Genomic DNA, 18,276 nt, shown 5'->3' on the forward strand with positions numbered 1-18,276 from the left:
CCACTATTTTCCCACAGAATGTCAGACGACTCCCAAGACCAACTAGATTTCGACGAAGAACCAGAGGAAAACTCCACCGAACTCGTATCAGCAGAAGCGGAAGAAAAGGCGGGAAACGCCAAGGCCCCTTTGGCCACTTCCTACCAGAATTGGTTTCTCGAATACGCTTCCTACGTCATTCTAGATCGTGCGGTTCCGGCCCTGCTCGACGGGCTAAAGCCTGTCCAGCGACGCATCATGCACTCTTTGCGGGAGCTTGACGACGGACGTTACAACAAGGTCGCAAACGTCGTAGGTCACTCCATGCGCTACCACCCGCACGGAGATGCATCCATCTACTCCGCTATGGTCGGGATGGGACAAAGAAATCTCCTCATCGACACCCAAGGAAACTGGGGAAATACGCTCACTGGAGACGGCGCGGCCGCAGCCCGTTACATCGAAGCCCGCCTTTCGCCATTCGCCCGCGAAGTTGTCTTCAACCCAAAGACGACCAAATGGCAGCAATCCTACGACGGCCGCAACAAGGAGCCGATCAATCTCCCGGTCAAATTCCCGCTCCTTCTCGCAGAGGGCTGCGAGGGCATCGCCGTCGGACTGGCCTGCAAGATTCTACCTCACAATTTCAATGAGATTATCGATGCCGCTGTCTACTATCTAAACGGCGACGATTTCGAACTGTATCCAGACTTTGAAACAGGCGGCATAGCCGATTTTTCAAACTACAACGATGGACTGCGTGGAGGCCGCGTCCTAGTAAGAGCCGTTTTCGAAAAGCTTAGCAAATACCAGATCGCCATTCGGGAAATCCCCTTCGGCTGCACCACTGGTTCCCTTATCGATTCGATTCTCTCTGCCAACTCTAAGGGCAAGATCAAGATAAAGAAGATCGAGGATAACACCTCCGACAAGGCCGAGATCATCATCACCTTGCCACCAGGGTCGGAGATCGACGCCACCATCGACGCCCTCTACCTCTTCACTGATTGCCAAGTTTCCGTAGCTCCAAACGCTTGTATTATCCAAGATGATACACCGCACTTTATCGGAGTTAGCGAAATTCTACGACGCAGTGCTGACAGCGTTAAAGCCCTTCTCAAACGAGAGCTTGAAATCAAGTTGGCGGAGCTCGAAGAGAAATGGCATTTCGATTCGCTAGAACGAATCTTCATCGAGGAACGTATCTACAGACGCATCGAAGAGTGCGAAACTTGGGACGCGGTCATATCGGAAATCCACGCCGGTTTGGACCCATTCAAGCCACAGCTGAAGCGAGAAGTTACAGACGAGGACGTTACACGGCTTACCGAAATCCGCATCAAGCGCATCTCCAAGTTCAATTCCTTCAAAGCAGATGAGGAGATTAAAAAGACCGAGAAGGAGATGCGGGCCACCAAGCGGAACCTCAAGTCCCTCACGAAATTTGCCACCGCCTACTTCGAGTCTCTCAAGGAAAAATACGGAAAAGGTCGCGAGAGACGCACTCGTATCGATAGTTTCGAGACAATTAAAGCCGCTGAAGTGGCCCTTCCGACGCAAAAGCTCTACGTCAATCGAGAAGACGGATTTATGGGCTTCTCCCTCAAAAAGGACGAACTCCTTTGCGAGGCATCTCAGTTCGATGAGCTAATCGCCTTCTGTTCAGACGGAACTTTCCGCGTATCCAGAGCAGCAGACAAAGTTTTTATGGGCAAAGACATTATCCACATCGACCTTTGGAAAAAGGGCGATGAGGAAACGATTTACGACATGGTCTACCGCGACGGAGCCCGTGGAGCGTCTTACGTCAAGCGGTTCATCGTAAACGCCGTAACCCGCGACAAAGTTTATGATCTTACTCGCGGAGCCAAGGGGTCGAAGGTTCACTACTTGAAAGCGAATCCAGATGGTAAAACGCGACCGATTAAGGTCCGACTCACCCCATCTTGCAGCGCTCGAGTCAAAGAGTTTGATTTCGATCTCGGCGAGCTCACCGTGAAAGGACGGGGCAGCAAAGGAAATGTCCTGACCAAATATGCGATCAAAACAGCTCGGCCATTCTTCAATACCGAACTTTGATTTTCAGCTAGCGGGACGGATTTTTTTAAAGTCCGCCTCCTACTCGCCCATCGCTTTAAGCAATTGCTTCAGCTTGTCGGAAGTCGCCGCCAAAGCGGATGCGTATTGCTCACGGCTGACATTCGCTCCTTCTAGAGCTGCTGGTTGATCCTGCCAATAGCAGCTTTCTCCCGGCAAGGCTTTGCCAATCTTTTCCGCAATGCCGCCAGCCAAATTGAGATAATGCGCGTAACGGTTTTCTTCGGGAGCTCGTTCCGGCAAGTAGTGGTAACGAATCCCCGAACTCAGCAATTCGGGAAATCCCCATGATTCCATGATTTTCTCCACGATCTGGGAATTCGTTGAACCAAAGACTTCTTCTTCCCACTCCAAAAGCGGCTCTTCGGACTCGGGATCATACATGGGAGGCTCGCTGTGGCCCTTTGCGCAATTGTCGATAACGAGCTTGCCGAGAGACTTGAGTAATCCCGCCGTGTAGGCGTCAGAGCGATTTTCACCTGACACGCCAGCCAATTGCTCCATTGCGATACCAGTCGCTAAAGCATTGTGCCAAATCGCATCTCCCGAAACTCGATAAGCCAGGTTCCAATACTTGAATACACCCGCAACCGAGGCGACGCCTACAATCCGGTGTAGCTCTTGGAAACCAATTCGATTGATCCCCACCTCCAGCGAGTCGATGGGTTCTCCCGTGTTAAAGAAAGGCGTATTGCAAAGCCGAAAGACTCTGGCGACTAGCGAGGGATCCTTTTCCACCAAGCGAATCACGTCTATCATCTCCGTATCCTTGTCCTTCAGCATCCGCCCTAGTTTAACGAAAATCTCGGGCGAAGCGGGTATTTTGAGGATCGCAGCTTTCATTTCTAGCGGCGAGATATGGTAAATGTTGTCGATCATGCGGATACGTGACTTTGCGGTTCGACTTTTAATCGACTGGAAAAGGCCGTGTATAAGCCTATCCGGTCTAGATTTCTCTAGATTGTCAGAACCGCGCATATTCAGCTAGCTTCCCTGATCTCTTGTTACGGCTTTTTCGCGAAACTGCCCCGGGGTCCCAGGGTGAATCCTAATTCGTAAATAGAGCGTAAGGATTGTTTGGGAGTCCGGATACAGAGCCAACTTCACGCTTCTTTCACCGTTCGATCGCTTAACCAGCTCACGTTGCTGGACGATACATTGGGAAACAATCGGAATCCCGATTCATAAAGCAACCAAGGACAAGAGGAATAAACCATGACACTTTGCATCGACACTCAATTAACGCTGAGAGACCTGGAAACTTACATCAAGGTCCAGTTGGATGACTCTCGCTACGCTCACATCAGCATGGATCCAGTGCTAGACATCATCTTGCACGCCAAGAATCGATTGCTCAGGGGCGACTACATGCCTCGAGTCGTTTCCGAATCGATGGTAAGCCTGGACGAGTACCTCATGCTTTGCGCGGACTGTGAACCGTGCGCTCTCTGAGTATAGAAGACTGACACTTCTTCAGGTTGCTTCCAGCTCCGTAACGCCAATCGCCCTAAACCGGCTTGGCTGCGGGGCTTTTTTATTGCTTACCAATTGAGTTCGTCCTGATGGGACTTGAGCCAATTTTCGTGCGTCCGATAGTCGGGACAGGCTTTTTCGACCAGAGCCCAGAACGCCGGCGAATGATCAAAGCGTCGCATATGCATCAACTCGTGAATGATCACGTAGTCGCGAGTTGCCTCCGCCGTTAAAGCAAGACGCCAATTCAATGAAATGGTGCCACTGGTCGAGCAAGACCCCCAACGCGTCTTCTGGTCCCTCACCACTACTTTCTTCACCTTTTCTCCGAATTGGGCGGCAAGGCGATGAACCGCATGGGGAAACTCGGCTTGAGCGATTTGTCGGATGCGTTCCTTGAGTGGTCGGGCCAAATTCATATTCTCGTCCGCTATAAACAAGCGTTCGCTACCAAATCTCAGAACAGGTCGCCCAAAATCTTTTTCGATCTTCAGCTCTACCTTTTCACCCCGAAACCAAATGAAGTCGCCCGCTCCCAAGCAAGTCACGCTCTCGCCTGCGGCAAGCGACCTCAAGGCCTTTTCCCTCTCCTCCTCCAGCCAGGCTCGATGCTTGTTCGCAAAAGCCAAAGCATCCCGCTGCGTTCCAGCTCGCGGCACTGTCAGCAGAATATGCCCCTCTTTGTCCACTTTTGCCAAATATCTCTTGGCTCTAGGATGGGACTTAAAAACGACATCCGCCCTCCGCAAAGGAGCCAAAGGCTGAAATGAATCGCTTATGCTTTGATCGGACATAGTTCTTGAGCGTGCTTCGGATTTGAAGCTACTTTCCGGATTCAAATCATATGCAGCTGATAATCAAATGAAGACCGAGCTAAAGTCCGCCCTCGTCTGCTCTCTTGCAGTATTGTTTCTACTCGCCGCTTGCACCAATAAGGAAGAGCCGAACGGACCGGAAGCGCTCGAGCTTCTCAACTCCCAAATCGAGCAGATCGAAGGACTCTACCCAGCATCACAATCCACACCAAGTGGCTTGCATTACGTTGTGCAGGAAGAAGGCACGGGAGAATTTCCCCAAAGCGGGCAAGTGGTAACCGCTCACTATCACGGAACCTTTATTGACGGTTCGGTCTTCGACAGCTCGATTGATCGAGGTCATCCCATATCTTTTCCCGTCGGAGTTGGTCGCGTTATCAAAGGCTGGGATGAGGCATTTTTAGGTATGAAGAAAGGGGAAAAGCGAACCTTGATAATCCCGTCCGCCTTAGCCTACGGACCTCGAGGTAGCCCGCCCGCCATCCCAAGAAACGCGATTCTGGTATTTGAGGTCGAATTGGTCGACTTCAAGTAGACGTAGTCCCGGATCGACTCATACAAAAAAGTCCGTCTCGGCTAGCGAAACGGACTTCTGAAAAACTTGTTGCGGAACTAGTGGCTGCAACCGCAACCGCCCTTACCATGCTCGTGGTCGTGACCGCCGCCTCCGCAGCAACCACCCTCGCTATCCTCATGCTCATGATGGTGTTCGCCTCCACCGCAGCAGCCGCCTTCGCTTTCGCCGTGGCCACCGCAGCATCCACCAGAACTGTGAGCGTGCCCGTGAGCCAACTCTTCTTCAGTCGCATCACGTTTCGCCAATAAATCGACCGAGAAAACGAGGTCCTCGCCGGCTAGAGGGTGATTAGCATCCAAAGTGACTTGATCTCCCTCGACCTTGATGACGCGTACGATTGGGGCGTGACGATCTTGTCCCGCCTGAAAGTAGTCGCCTACTTTGACTTCGTCTACCGGAAGCTGAGAGATCGAAACGGTATCGATCTGAGATTCGTCGCGAAATCCGTAACCCTTCTCTGGGCGGACAATCACTTCATCGCTCTTGCCAATCTCCATGCTTACCAGGCTTTCCTCGAGGCCCTCGATAATCTGACCCGCTCCCGATAGGAACTCGAGCGGACGTCCTTCTGGGGACTGATCCAAGACTTCTCCCGCCTTGTTCCGCAGTGTGTAGCTGAAACTAATGACTTGCTGTGTCGACATGGCCCCCACGCAAAACCTAGCGTCAAAGCTTGGCAAACCCTAAAAAAAGTCGATTCGGTCCCAAATCGCGTGCTTAAGCCCCTTTTTATGGAGTGTTTCCGTCTTCGTACTACTCTTCGTCCTCCCACTCCTGACAACGGTCGATCGCCTTCTTCCATTTGCCCAAGCGCAATCGGCGATCTGTCTCCGACATCGCGGGTTCATAGCTGCGGTCGGCCTCCACGAGTCTCACCAACTCTTCTCGAGACCCCCAATAACCGGTCGCTAAACCCGCAAGGAATGCTGCCCCTTGTGCCGTGGTCTCCAAAATCCTCGGACATTTCACGCTTACGCCTGAGACATCAGCTTGCGTCTGCATAAGCAAGGAATTCGCGGAAGCTCCACCGTCCGCCCTCAGCTCACGAAGACGATGCCCGGCATCGGTCGCCATTGCTTCCGTCACATCGCTAACTTGGTTCGCAATCCCGTCCAAAACGGCTCGGGCAATGTGCGCGACGCCACTCCCACGCGTGAGACCCATAATCGTTCCACGAGCATAAGGATCCCAATAGGGAGCTCCTAAACCGGTGAAAGCCGGCACCACAACGACTCCGTCGGAGCTCTCCACAGACCGAGCCAAGGCTTCGACCTCCTCGGCTGATTTTATAACCCCAAGTTGGTCCCTTAGCCACTGTACTGCAGAACCTCCCACAAACACACTCCCTTCCAAAGCGTACTCAACCTTTCCATCAACCTTCCACGCCACAGTGCTGAGCAATTTGTTCTTCGAGGAAGAGGGTTCGTCACCGACATTCATTAAGATGAAACAGCCAGTTCCGTAGGTGCACTTCACCATGCCGGACTTGAAGCAAAGCTGACCAAACAAAGCGGCTTGCTGGTCGCCCGCTATTCCTGAGATCGTGACACTTCTTCCCCCCGTGAGTTCGGGATCAGTAGTGGCGAATTCTCCACTCGATTCCACGATACGCGGCAAAGATGGTTTGGGAATTGAGAAGAGCTCCATTAATTCCTCGTCCCATTGGCAGGATCGCAAATCCATGAGTTGGGTCCTGCTGGCATTCGAGACGTCGGTTACATAACATCGACCTCCGCTCAGTTTCCAGATCAGCCAAGAGTCGATCGTTCCGAATCTCAAGGCCCCCTCCTCAGCGAGGACTTCCGCTTCTTCCCTGTTTTCGAGAATCCACTTCATTTTGCTGGCAGAGAAATAAGGATCCAAAACAAGGCCGGTTTTCTCTTGTATCCAAGTTTCCTTACCTTGCTTCTTTAGCTCCTCGCAAAACGCAGCGGACCTGCGATCCTGCCAGACAATGGCATTCCCAACTGGCTTCCCGTTTGTAGAATTCCAAGCGACGACAGTCTCGCGTTGATTAGTGATTCCAATAGTCGCCACCGCATCCCATCCACAACCGACTCGCGTGAGCACTCCCTCGATGGCCCTTTTTTGAGAGGCCTAAATTTCTTCAGCATCATGTTCCACCCAGCCCGCTTTCGGAAAATACTGGGGAAACTCGTATTGCTCTGACGCTACCACGCGAGCGTTCTTGTCGAATAGGATCGCACGCGAGCTGGTAGTACCTTGATCAATCGCTAGAACAAATTGCACGACGCAACGCTACCAGTTTTACGCGTGGTGAAAAGACCATAGTTAATCAACGGCAACACGCCCGAGGGGACTGTCTAGAGAAAGAGTATCCACCTTCTTGGTACTAGTACCGCAATCGTACCGCTCACGGTATTGAGCAAAACGTCTAGCTGGCTGGAATCACGGTGGGCGAGGTATCCTTGCCCCCACTCGATCATCATACTCAGAGAGAACGATGCGATTCCGACAAAAAGAAAAACCCGAAGCGAGGATCTGAAGCGACGGCGCCCCATAGAAGCGAAACAGATTCCTACCGGAATGAAACCAAGGGTATTGATCACTATGTCGCGCGTGTACTCCTCGGTAGTGAGTTGCTCCATTCGCTTGGAGTTGAAAAATTCTCGCTTAACCAATTCAAACTGATCCGGAATCGACAGGCTCAAAGGAAGCAATCCTCGTGACATATCAAAATCTAACACCGGTTTCGCAGCGGCAAAGGAATCGGTCCCATCCGCATAAAATGAGTCATATACAGCGACTCGGCGAATCTCCCCAATGAAAGGGTTTGTGCCATCCGCACTATTTCCGATGAGAAGCCGCCCGATGAACTTGTTGTCTTTGCCCAAAAGGGGAAAATCGCGACGCGATTCGACCAATTTGCCGTCCACGTATAGGTCTGTCCGGTTTAGCTCCGAGGAAAGGAAAAGGCGTTTGAAACTTTGACCATCAAACAGGTCCCGATGTCCAATTTCTGAATACCCTCTAGAAACGGCTGACCTGTCCCGGCGACTCCTTATGGCCAAGTGGTCTTGCCATTGGGATACAAGCAGTGCCGGCAGTTCGTCCTCGCCGTCGAAAAACTCCAGAAATACCGCGAGTCCGCTCCGAGCGTGGGACTTGGCTTTTAGCTCTATTTCAAGTGTAATTCCATGCCAGCTCGTCGTATCCAAAGTCTCGGCGCAAAAGGCTATGCCACGCGCGGAACGATCGCCCGCCCCGACCCCTTCGTTGAATACTAGGGCGTCTTCAGCTTGATCGTAGCGAACATCGTTGCTCGTGAAGAAGTTAAACGGCCACCAGCCAAAACAAAGAGTAACAAATACGACCACAGCCAGTACGCTGCGCCTAAAGGTCGGTTGTAGCGCCATAAGCAAACCCGCCGAACTAAGCGGGAATTTCCCCCATGACCATCGCGTTTTTGCCAGTCAGATTCATTTGGACCGGACGAAAACAACTAAACCTCGCCCCTGCAATACTTCAAATCGACCTATCCACCGCCAAAAAAGCCCGCCCCAAGGGACGGGCTGACTGGAGAGAACCCGGGTTAACGGAGATGGAGCTAGCAGAAGGACTTTCAGGAAAGTCTAAGGCTCCCCTTCAGGTCCGACTATTCGCTAAAAAACTTCGTCCAAAAGATTCTTGAAGCAGGGGTTCCCGCTGTAGTCGTACTCCATTTCTGAATCGTCATGATTGACTGGGTCGTGCACCCAGTACCTCCGCAGCGAAACAAGGTCAGCAACCGTGGAATCGACCTGAACGCTGGAACTTGGCCAATCGATGGTCATCGCACCCGCCATTTCGAAGAGATACTTGCGGGACGGAAGTCCATGCCGAGTGTCGAGCACCATGTATTTGATCTGCCAAGTATCAGTGTCGACTATTAGATCTCCTACTACACCGAGATTTTCGTCGGTGCCGACGACATGGTAGCCTATCACTCCTCTGGCCGAATGCAGGTGCTCCCCTGCCAATTCGCTCATGCGGTCCAGGTGTTCTCTTACTTCCTTTTCTGTATGGTCGTAGGCGGAGACGGAGGGAATGTATCCCGCGTAGCCGAAGCTGCCAAATAGTGGACGTTCGTCGTAAATGGCGTGCCGGTAGAAACGGCGAAACTCCATTTCGTACTGTTGTTCAGCGGTTAAATGCGACCCGAAACCATCGCATTTGGAAACCTCATCGCAGGTCAAGCGGGTGGGAACTCCTTTGCGGTCGTCCCCTAATCCCAGAGGCTGCAAATCCTCTGCTTTCACGAGCCTGCGAGTAACAGAGTCCATGGGTTCCTCTTCGCTCAAATAACGCAAATTCAGGCGCAAGCCGTGACGCGTTTCGACGTCGACGTACCGCACTCTCCAATTCCGGTCTCCGAACAAAATGTCTTTAACCTTACCGGCCTTTCCATCGACGGCTTTGACCGGATATCCAAATATATCTTTGATACTCCGTAACATGGCTTTGGTTCTCCCTTCTTGACGAATATTTAGGCGAAAACCGAAAGAATGACGGCTCTCGCATTTGTCATAAGTTATCGACCTACAAGGAGTTTTGCAAATTTGCCGCTCAGCTATTCGCTTTGCTTATTCAGGTATTAGCTCTCATGGACGCATCACGAGCACGGGGTGGAATATGAGCACAAAAAAGCCCTTCGGGATAACCGAAGGGCCTACAAAAAACTTCCAAGAACTAAGCCATCCAGCAGTGCGTGCCGCCCATCGGTCTCGTTTCAAAAATCTTCGCCTCGATACCGAACTCAGCCTTGTATTGCCCCTCAATCAAAGCGGTGAGTGCCTCGACCGACTCCCTGCGAACAAGCGCAATGGCCGAGCCTCCAAATCCGCCGCCTGTCATTCGACAACCCGCGACTCCCTCCTGCCCCTGGGCTAGGTCGGCTATAAAATCGAGTTCCGGACAACTTACTTTGTAGTCATCGCGCAGGGATGCATGGCTTTCATTAAGGAGCTTTCCAGCTTCCAAGTAGTCTTTTCGGTCCAAAGCTGCCACGGCGAGTTTGGTTCTCTCTATTTCAGTCACTGCATGACGAACGTACCTCACCATGTCAGGAGTGAGCCGCGGATCAGCAAGAGTAGCTTCGAGCTTAGCGGGATCCACTTCGCGCAAAGTTCCCACGCCCAACAGGCGTGCCGCGTCATGGCAGCCATCTCTGCGGACCGCATACCCACCGTCTGAAAGCTCATGGCTCACGCAAGAATTGATGATCAATAGACTCCAATTGGGATCCTCGAACTTCGCTTGCTGAAAACTGTCGTCAACGCAGTCCAGCAAGAGCAATTTCCCCTCCTCGCAAAGAATAACAGCAGCTTGGTCCATCAGGCCACAGGGCACGCCAGCAAAATCGTGTTCCGCCTTCTGGCAAAGGCGCGCCAGATCGAGCTTCGTCATTTCTTGCCCCGTCACAGAGAGAAGAACGCTACCGAAGACCGCTTCCAAAGCGGCGCTACTGCTGAGTCCACCACCGACAGGGACCGTTGAAGTGACCGCAGCGTCGAATCCAGGAACTTCGAAGCCCGCTTTCAAGAGCCCGGCGATAACGCCCTTCACGTAGTTTCCCCAGCTTTTGCCCTCCGGAGCCAGAGAGTCGGTGATTTCGAACTCTACCAGCTGACCAGGAGCCTGAGCAGAGACTAATCGAACCTTTTTGTCCTCCCGACGAGCGAGCGCTACATGCACCCATTTGTCGATGGCTGCCGGCAGAACAAGCCCACCATTGTAGTCGATGTGCTCCCCTATCACATTAACGCGACCGGGAGCCGCTCCGAAGATTTCGGGTTGGCCGAAATCGGCATCGCTAAAAAGCGACTTAAGCTCTTCTAGAGCGATCTCTTGCTGGGCAGGGGTTGCAGTACTCATTTTCGATGATTAGTGTTGGGTTGGAAAACATAGATTAGCATCGAGTTTGGACTTGAACAACGATTCCAGAGGTCAATTTTTGTAGAAATCCGGTCCTACCCCTTATGAAGAACAAACGTATAGCGATCCTCGTTGAGACCTCCCTAAATTCCGGGCGTCAAATCGTGCGAGGCATCTCCAGATTCGCACGCGAAAGAAACGACTGGTCCATCTTTTACCTGACTGGACAGCTTGGGGCCATGGCTTTCGACCCGTTGGAAGAATGGCAAGGGGATGGGATCATAGCTCGCATCGCAAACACGGAACTATACCGCAATGTGCAAACCTGCGATGTCCCAACCGTGGACGTGCTCGGAAACGTGCCGGATTCTAGTTATCCGGTCGTTCGATGCGACGAGAACGCGATCTCCACTTTAGTCGGCAATCATTTCCATAACCGTGGCTTCAAACACGTCGCCTTTTTCGGGCTTGCCGACGAGCTTTGGTCCCTTTCGAGGCGCCAGGAGCTCTCTAGCTATTGCAGGGAATTACTCGGAACCGAGCTGGACGCCCTCGAATTTGAACATAGCGAGCGTAGCTCTCAGAACTGGAATTCTTACATCATCAAAATCCAGAATTGGATCGAATCCCTGCCAAAACCGGTAGGCATAATGGTTGCCAGCGATCAATTCGGACCAGACATCTTGGCCGCCTGCCATGCATCTGGGCTCAGCGTTCCGGACCAAATAAGTCTGGTAGGCGTCGACAACGACCAACCTTTTTGCGAAATTTGCCAACCTCAACTCAGTAGCGTCGAGCCGAACCACGAACTCGTTGGCTACGAGGCGGCAGCCCTGTTGGACGCGATGCTGGAGGGAAAGCAGCCAGAGCAGCGCGTCACCGAAGTGCCTCCCACCATTCTGCATGTTCGTCAATCGAGCGATGCCACTGCGATTGAGGACCCAGCCTTGGCTAAAGCTCTGCTTTTTATCCGGAACAACGCTTGCGAGCCGATCAGCGTCGAGGAAATAGCCAAAGCCGCTGGCGTTTCCCGAAGCGTACTGCAAAGGAGATTTAAAACCTCCCTGAACCAAACGATTCTCGAATCCATATTGGCGGTGAGAATAAACAGAGCAAAAGAGATGCTCGCCACAACAAGTCTACCTTTGCCCGACGTGGCCGAAAGATGCGGCTTCCGGCACCAAGAGTATCTCGGTTTCGTATTCAAAAAACGGATCGGAATAACTCCAGGCCGATACCGAGCCAAACACTCGGCAACCTGAGAGATCGCTGATTCAGACCAAATAAGCGCAAGCGGCGAACTCCAAGAAACGTAAGCCCTGCGTGACGAAGATTCCCCGCATCCTATCGGCTCTCGCCGTGATCGCCTCCCTGTTGGCTACGCAAAACTTGGCTAGGGCCTCTTTTCAAATCGAGGCGCCAGCTGGGACCTTCAAGGCAGCCGAAGAGCTACACTTGCTGGCAAACGACGTAGATTCTCGATCAAGCAGAAGGGTCCTCTCAATCTCGGCAACGGAAAATGGTGCTGCGTCCGTCGACATCGATCTACCGGCGGGTCTGTACACACTGAAGGACTCGAGCGACTCCGAGATCGTTCTGGCACCGTCGGCTGGTGAAATATTGAGAATCACAAGCGATGGGGATACCTACCAGACCGATGGGTCACCGGGCACCAGCATTTTGAAAGAATACGAAAAATTCCGGAGAGAATCTTTAGCTCGCCTGGTTTATCCAGTTCGAGAGTCCATAAAGGCTGCTAAACAAAATGGGGAATCCACGGAAAAAATCGAAGAGCTTACAGAAAACGAAGTAGAATCCTACCAAAGGCATTTGGCAGAGCTAAACGATTTCGTTATCCAAAAAGCGGGTACCACCATGGCCTTGTACGGGACCTCTCTGAGGTGGAGCCCTGACTACCAGGCCGACCAACTCGCATCGCTCGTTGAACAATTTGCAAAAACGCACGGAGACATCGAGCCGACCCGTAGCCTTCAAAAACGCATCGAGATTCAAAATAACACCCGGCTGGGAGCTTCGGCCCCCAATGTTAGCGGAAAGAACCTCGCGGGTGAAACTATCTCAACAAATGACTTCTCAGGCCAGTATGTGCTGATCGATTTTTGGGCGAGCTGGTGCCCTCCTTGCCGTGTAGAAAACAGAAGTTATGCCGAACTGCTCTCCAAAGCCGATCCGGAGGAGTTCGTCATTCTCGGCATTAATCTAGACATCAGCGAGCGTCTGATGGACCGGGCCATCAAGCAGGATTCGATTAACTGGCCACAAATATCAGAGACAGATGCATGGAATTCGGAGTTGGCTAAACGATTTGGCGTAGCTGCTCTGCCTGCAAGTTTCCTCCTCGATCCAGACGGTAAGATTGTCGCCAAAAACCTGCGCGGAGATCGTCTCGAAGCCAAACTGCATCGGCTTGGGATACTTTAGAGCGACTTAACTCAAGTTCCGACGTTAACTTGCCAGTCTACTCTTTTGTATGAGTAGAATCAATGAATCTTGGATCGAGAGCTTTAAACTCCGATCTGGAAGATTTCTCCCTCTGGGAAAGCCCTGAAAAGTGCCAATTGGGCAGTTTAGGGGCGAATTTTCCACATTTTCATCTTCTACAAATTTGTTGACAGTCGGGTCGTTTCGAAATCCTTTAGTTTAACGCTATATTAGGCGTGGCTCCCCGATTCTACCCTTAGCAGATATCCCCCTCTCGTGAGATGCCTCTTTACGGTAAATCGTCGGCTACAGAATTCCCCCAGCAGCAGATTAACCGACAAAAGATTTAACGTTTTATTAACCCTTAAAATTAGTGGTCTTAATTGAGGAATCCAAATTCCTGAATGACCTGACATTTTCCGATCCAACTCTTTTTCAAGAACACCCCAATACGATCAAACCCAATCAAATCGCACATGAATAGATATACAAACTACCCTAGAAAGAGGCTGACCGGGCTTTTTCTGCTGACTTGCTCCCTGTCGGCAGGATTCGGCATCAGCTCCGCGCAGGACGCCGAGATGGATGACGATGAGGATATCTTCGTGCTGTCTCCATTTGAAGTCACCGCAGATGACTCCACTGGATACAACGCGACTTCATCCTTGGCAGGTACCCGTATCAAAACAGACCTAAAGGACATCGCGTCCTCCATCAGTGTCGTGACCAAGGACTTCCTCAAGGATACCGGGGCCACTGACAACCAATCACTCCTCACCTACACGACCAATACGGAAGTAAGTGGTGTAGGCGGTAACTTCGCCGGCGTAGGATCTACCTTCGCAGCAAACGCCGACGACTCGGGTAATCTTCTTCGCCCCAATAACAATACACGTGTCCGCGGACTTTCTTCTGCCGACAACACGAGAGACTATTTTAAGTCCGACATCCCTTGGGACTCCTACAACGTTGAGCGAGTGGAACTTCAACGCGGGCCTAACTCAATCCTATTTGGTTTTGGCTCTCCATCAGGAATCATCAATACGAGCACCAACCAAGCCTTCTTCGGCAACGAAAGCCAAATCGAGCTCGGCTTCGGTAGCTTCGGAACCATCCGCGCCACCGCCGACTTCAACAAGACTTTGATCGAAGACGAATTGGCAATACGCGTAAACGTTCTCAAGGAGAACCAAAAATACCGCCAAAAGCCAGCACACGAGGACGATCAACGACTCTACGCGGCAATTCGCTGGACACCTAAATTCCTCAACACGGACGCTGTTTCTTCTACTATCAAAGCAAGCTATGAAACCGGCGAGATTGATGCCAATCGCCCGCGTATCCTCCCGCCCGAGGATCGCATCTCAGCCTTCTTCGACGAAGACGCCCTAAACCAAGAAACCTACGATCCGTACTACGCGTGGGAAGCCGGCATCATCGGATATCCAGGATCGGTTTTCGACGGTGCCACGAAAAACCCTTGGATTGTGCAATATCCCGGTCCCGGTCTGCAAATGACATCGAATGCAGTGTTCAACTTCGACGGAAGCGGAGCAAGCAGTCCAAGCAGCTGGTCTCAAGCGACTCCCACCACCAGCGGTGGCATCAACTCGGAGGGTGGTATTGACGGAGGTATCGACGGCTTCCCATTCGGATCCAACATCGGCATCGGCGGTTTCACCGAATACGCCTATAACGCATACAGACAAGACGGCAGCTATCCAGGCTCAGCCGCCGGTTTCTGGAAGAACACCTCGCTAACAGACACGTCAGTCTTCGATTTCTACAACAATTTGATCGACGGCCCCAACAAGCGCGAATGGCAAAACTGGAACTCAACGAAGGTCTCCTTTGAGCAAACCTTCTGGAACAACAACCTCGGATACGAACTAGTCCTCGACAAGCAGAGCTACGATGACGGGCAAACTCGCAACCTTAACCAGACTTACATCTCCGTCGATATCCGGGAAAACATCATGCAATACCCGTGGGCGTACGAAGACGATGTGGTGGCGAATCCAAATGCAGGACGAGCCTTTGTCGGTTCGAGCACTCGGGGCACTAGCAACGCAAGCTTCAGGGACCGCGAAACCCGCCGAGCTACCGCTTATGCGGACATCGATCTCCAAGAAATCTTCGGAGAGAGCCAGCTGACCAAATTTCTTGGAAAACACATGTTCAACGGCGTGTACAGCGACACCACATTTGAGTTCGAGAACCGTAGCTGGGTACGTTACGCTCTCGATTCCTCTTGGGTCGAAGCGTATGGCGGAACAGACCTAACCCTCACATCGGGCGATCGCAGCCTAGATTGGATCACCTACATCAGCGACGATCTTCGCGGCCTATCGTCCGCCAGCGGCCTGAACTTGTCCGGAATCTCCGCGACTCAGTCGCTTTCAGGAACTTACAGTATTTCCTACTTCGATCCAACATGGAACTCCTCCGTCGATCCCGGTGCTGCCTGGACAAATCCAACCGTCGTAGATCCGGCAGGAAGCTCCGATAGTACCCAATCAGAAAATCCTCTGAACTACGTGGGGTGGACAACAGCCGACTTCACCATCCTCAACGCAGACGAAGGCGATATCGATCAGCTCTACACTTCAATTGGTCGAGTGCGCGAGACGACTGAATCGAAGGCAATCACTTGGCAAGGTAAACTTCTCGGTGGTCTGATCATTCCAACTTGGGGCTATCGCGAGGACTCGCTTAAAAGCCGATCCGGCACCTCTACGATCGCCAGCGAGAGCGACGGCATCCCGAAGGTCAATCCGACTCTAGGAGACTATTCGGATCCCGCAACGGAAAGCAGCACCAGCTGGGGCGTGGTAGTCCACTCGCCAGAATTCTTGAACGACAAGCTTCCTTGGGACTCAAGTTTCTCCGCGTTTTATAACGAGGGCGAAAACTGGGCAGTTGAAACGCGCTATAATTTTGACGGTGGGTCTCTACCAAACCAGCACGGTACCACCGAAGAATACGGCTTCACTGCTTCGATGTTCAACGAACGCCTTCGCTTCAAAGCGACTCACTACGAAACGATAGTAGAGGACGCTAATATCTCCACCGTCACGACGGAAACCACCTCGCTGGGCAACAACACCTACTATCTCCGCATGCTCGAAGCCTGGGGCACTGGATCAGCTCTTCTCGACCTAGCAGGGCGCGAAGTCTCCGCCAATCCGGATGCCTATACCGACAGCGAAAAAGCAGTGCAAGGTTGGTCATGGTACTGGAATTGGGCACTCGTCGACGGCAATAGCGTCGAAGGGGCAGAAGGACTCCCAGGAGCTTGGAGTGAAGATTATAATGATGTAACCAGTGACGCTTACCTTACTCACCCATCCACCATCGCTCAGACCGAAGCGATTAACTCGTGGCTATCGCAAATCGAAGACCAATCTTGGTACGACGCTTACGGATTCGCAGTTGACGTAGAGGCAGCAAAGGCAGGCGACTGGCAAAACGCTGTAGAAGGTTGGGACGTAACGACGGGCATCGGCTTTATCCAGCCTGCCGGCGGCGGCACGATCAATGGCTACTATCCAACAGCATTGGTTGACTACGTCTCAGAAGGCTGGGAATACGAACTTGTCGGCAACCTCACTGAAAACTGGAGCGTTTCCATCAACGCCTCAAAAACCGACGCCTATCAAACAGCATTGGGTGAGGAGTTCGTAGGCTACCTGGAATCAACCTACACAAAATACCAAACCGCAGCAGGCGACCTTCGTCTGTGGTGGGGGGGCGACGTGACGCTCCGCGAGTACTTCCAAAACAACATTTGGACCGCCTACCAGTTCCAGCTCGAAACGCTCGGGAAAACAACTCCAGAGCTCTCGCCTTGGAGCGTGAACATAATCACAAACTACAACTTCACAGACGGCAAGTTCTCTGGACTGAATATCGGAGGAGGTTTTCGTTGGAAAGACGGAAAGATCCTCGGCTATGCTCTTAACGAAGCCCAGGACAACCTCGACGTTGAAAAGCCTTACTGGAGCGACTCGGAAGAGCACTTCGATATCTGGCTCGGCAAGGACATCGCCCTCAACGACAAGGTTGACTGGCGCATCCAAGTCAACCTGCGCAACGTCGGGGAAGATCCGGAACTCAAGCCTCTCAGCGTGCAGCCAGACGGTTCTTACGCCGCCTACAGCATCCAAGAAGGCATGACCTGGAACGTCACCAACACCTTCTCTTTCTAAGAAGGCCTGACGCCAGACAGAGAGTCACCTCCAAGGCGACTGTCTAAAATTTCGACAAGCCCCGGACGCAAGTCCGGGGCTTTTTTTGCATCCAAAATTTTTTTGAAGAAAGAGATGAATAAGGTCGGCTGCGCTCGCGTCCTAACCCGCGAACACACGAATTTAACCCAAAAAAGGAAATAACATGAAAGTATTAAGCGCCCTATCGTTTCTCGCCCTTGCCGCCGCCATTGCCATCCCAACCAATCAAGCCATGGCAGGAGACAAGGAAAAAGCCATCATCGGCGGCCTTATCGGAGGCATCATAATCGGAGCCGCCTTGTCTGACGACGACGTCAGTCATCACACCACAGTCTCAATCGGAAGTGGCCGACATGACCATGGAGGCTACTGGGAGTGGGTCACTGTCAAACATTGGAACCCCGGCTACTATCGCCGCGAATGCGACCGTTACGGCCATTCCAGAAGAATTTGGATCTCTGGCTATTACAGCTACACCAAGAAAAAAGTCTGGGTAAACAGCCGCCATGGCAGCAACTATCGCCACAACGACCACTATAGCCGGAACGATAGACGAGGTGATGGACATTACAGAGATGAACGCCGCTACGACGACAGAGGAAGAGACGACAACCGTCGCAACAATGACCGTCGCGACGACAATCGCGACACGCGCAGAAAAAGCTCCTACCAGAATAACGGCCAAGTCGTCAGCAGATTCTAAGATTTAGCCAATCCGGGCAGCCTAGACCAGACTCTAGGTTGCCCTTCCCTGTACCAACCGAAAATTCCACTCTTCACTTTTCGACCA

At 52.1% G+C, this 18,276-nt stretch carries 13 protein-coding genes and 1 pseudogene; 7 read left to right on the plus strand and 7 right to left on the minus strand.

The window, feature by feature from the left end; translation table 11 throughout:
• Positions 1-18: 18 nt before the first annotated feature.
• A complete protein-coding gene (locus H5P27_RS16415) occupies positions 19-2,058 on the plus strand; it encodes a DNA gyrase/topoisomerase IV subunit A (protein ID WP_185661510.1) in 2,040 nt (679 codons plus the stop codon).
• A 39-nt stretch (positions 2,059-2,097) separates the two neighbouring features.
• On the opposite strand, the gene H5P27_RS16420 is transcribed toward H5P27_RS16415, so the two are convergent.
• Complete coding sequence (locus tag H5P27_RS16420) at positions 2,098-2,955, minus strand: HDOD domain-containing protein (RefSeq protein WP_185661511.1); 858 nt, start codon at positions 2,953-2,955, stop codon at positions 2,098-2,100.
• A gap of 336 nt (positions 2,956-3,291) precedes the next feature.
• Here H5P27_RS16420 and H5P27_RS16425 point away from each other — a divergent pair, with 336 nt between their 5' ends.
• Positions 3,292-3,528 (plus strand): hypothetical protein, encoded by a 237-nt coding sequence (locus H5P27_RS16425; protein ID WP_185661512.1) that lies wholly within the window; start codon positions 3,292-3,294, stop codon positions 3,526-3,528.
• Positions 3,529-3,617: 89 nt separating this feature from the next.
• Here the strand turns inward: H5P27_RS16425 and H5P27_RS16430 are convergent, their stop codons facing one another.
• Positions 3,618-4,343: a M48 family metallopeptidase gene (locus H5P27_RS16430; RefSeq protein ID WP_185661513.1), complete on the minus strand. Its 726-nt coding sequence runs from the start codon at positions 4,341-4,343 to the stop codon at positions 3,618-3,620.
• Between the two features lie 67 nt (positions 4,344-4,410).
• Here H5P27_RS16430 and H5P27_RS16435 point away from each other — a divergent pair, with 67 nt between their 5' ends.
• On the plus strand, positions 4,411-4,899 hold the full coding sequence (locus tag H5P27_RS16435; protein ID WP_185661514.1) for an FKBP-type peptidyl-prolyl cis-trans isomerase: 489 nt from the start codon (positions 4,411-4,413) through the stop codon (positions 4,897-4,899).
• Between the two features lie 77 nt (positions 4,900-4,976).
• On the opposite strand, the gene H5P27_RS16440 is transcribed toward H5P27_RS16435, so the two are convergent.
• The 5 genes and pseudogenes from H5P27_RS16440 to galK all read right to left on the minus strand — a co-directional run bounded on the left by H5P27_RS16440 (position 4,977) and on the right by galK (position 10,815).
• Complete coding sequence (locus H5P27_RS16440; protein ID WP_185661515.1) at positions 4,977-5,585, minus strand: FKBP-type peptidyl-prolyl cis-trans isomerase; 609 nt, start codon at positions 5,583-5,585, stop codon at positions 4,977-4,979.
• Between the two features lie 109 nt (positions 5,586-5,694).
• A pseudogene (gene glpK / locus H5P27_RS16445) lies at positions 5,695-7,191 on the minus strand (glycerol kinase GlpK).
• Between the two features lie 74 nt (positions 7,192-7,265).
• Positions 7,266-8,318: a VanZ family protein gene (locus H5P27_RS16455; RefSeq protein ID WP_185661517.1), complete on the minus strand. Its 1,053-nt coding sequence runs from the start codon at positions 8,316-8,318 to the stop codon at positions 7,266-7,268.
• A 246-nt stretch (positions 8,319-8,564) separates the two neighbouring features.
• Complete coding sequence (locus H5P27_RS16460; RefSeq protein WP_185661518.1) at positions 8,565-9,398, minus strand: PRC-barrel domain-containing protein; 834 nt, start codon at positions 9,396-9,398, stop codon at positions 8,565-8,567.
• A 232-nt stretch (positions 9,399-9,630) separates the two neighbouring features.
• Positions 9,631-10,815 (minus strand): galactokinase, encoded by a 1,185-nt coding sequence (galK, locus tag H5P27_RS16465; RefSeq protein ID WP_185661519.1) that lies wholly within the window; start codon positions 10,813-10,815, stop codon positions 9,631-9,633.
• A gap of 104 nt (positions 10,816-10,919) precedes the next feature.
• Here galK and H5P27_RS16470 point away from each other — a divergent pair, with 104 nt between their 5' ends.
• The 4 genes from H5P27_RS16470 (at position 10,920) to H5P27_RS16485 (ending at position 18,189) form a co-directional block, all read left to right on the plus strand.
• On the plus strand, positions 10,920-12,077 hold the full coding sequence (locus H5P27_RS16470; RefSeq protein ID WP_185661520.1) for an AraC family transcriptional regulator: 1,158 nt from the start codon (positions 10,920-10,922) through the stop codon (positions 12,075-12,077).
• A 61-nt stretch (positions 12,078-12,138) separates the two neighbouring features.
• Positions 12,139-13,257, plus strand: a complete 1,119-nt coding sequence (locus H5P27_RS20135) for a redoxin domain-containing protein (RefSeq protein WP_185661521.1) — start codon at positions 12,139-12,141, stop codon at positions 13,255-13,257.
• A 476-nt stretch (positions 13,258-13,733) separates the two neighbouring features.
• Positions 13,734-17,465, plus strand: a complete 3,732-nt coding sequence (locus tag H5P27_RS16480) for a TonB-dependent receptor plug domain-containing protein (protein ID WP_185661522.1) — start codon at positions 13,734-13,736, stop codon at positions 17,463-17,465.
• Between the two features lie 184 nt (positions 17,466-17,649).
• On the plus strand, positions 17,650-18,189 hold the full coding sequence (locus H5P27_RS16485) for a hypothetical protein (protein WP_185661523.1): 540 nt from the start codon (positions 17,650-17,652) through the stop codon (positions 18,187-18,189).
• Positions 18,190-18,276: the final 87 nt, after the last annotated feature.

It is taken from the genome of Pelagicoccus albus (assembly GCF_014230145.1).
GTDB classification, from domain to species: domain Bacteria; phylum Verrucomicrobiota; class Verrucomicrobiia; order Opitutales; family Opitutaceae; genus Pelagicoccus; species Pelagicoccus albus.

Excerpts from the sequence above, each read along its gene's own strand:
- H5P27_RS16440 (WP_185661515.1), bottom strand. The coding sequence starts at position 5,585 with ATGTCGACACAGCAAGTCATTAGTTTCAGCTACACACTGCGGAACAAG.
- H5P27_RS16455 (WP_185661517.1), bottom strand. The coding sequence starts at position 8,318 with ATGGCGCTACAACCGACCTTTAGGCGCAGCGTACTGGCTGTGGTCGTA.
- H5P27_RS16435 (WP_185661514.1), top strand. The coding sequence starts at position 4,411 with ATGAAGACCGAGCTAAAGTCCGCCCTCGTCTGCTCTCTTGCAGTATTG.
- H5P27_RS16420 (WP_185661511.1), bottom strand. The coding sequence starts at position 2,955 with ATGATCGACAACATTTACCATATCTCGCCGCTAGAAATGAAAGCTGCG.
- H5P27_RS16415 (WP_185661510.1), top strand. The coding sequence starts at position 19 with ATGTCAGACGACTCCCAAGACCAACTAGATTTCGACGAAGAACCAGAG.
- galK (WP_185661519.1), bottom strand. The coding sequence starts at position 10,815 with ATGAGTACTGCAACCCCTGCCCAGCAAGAGATCGCTCTAGAAGAGCTT.
- H5P27_RS16470 (WP_185661520.1), top strand. The coding sequence starts at position 10,920 with ATGAAGAACAAACGTATAGCGATCCTCGTTGAGACCTCCCTAAATTCC.
- H5P27_RS16485 (WP_185661523.1), top strand. The coding sequence starts at position 17,650 with ATGAAAGTATTAAGCGCCCTATCGTTTCTCGCCCTTGCCGCCGCCATT.
- H5P27_RS16480 (WP_185661522.1), top strand. The coding sequence starts at position 13,734 with ATGAATAGATATACAAACTACCCTAGAAAGAGGCTGACCGGGCTTTTT.
- H5P27_RS16430 (WP_185661513.1), bottom strand. The coding sequence starts at position 4,343 with ATGTCCGATCAAAGCATAAGCGATTCATTTCAGCCTTTGGCTCCTTTG.
- H5P27_RS16460 (WP_185661518.1), bottom strand. The coding sequence starts at position 9,398 with ATGTTACGGAGTATCAAAGATATATTTGGATATCCGGTCAAAGCCGTC.
- H5P27_RS16425 (WP_185661512.1), top strand. The coding sequence starts at position 3,292 with ATGACACTTTGCATCGACACTCAATTAACGCTGAGAGACCTGGAAACT.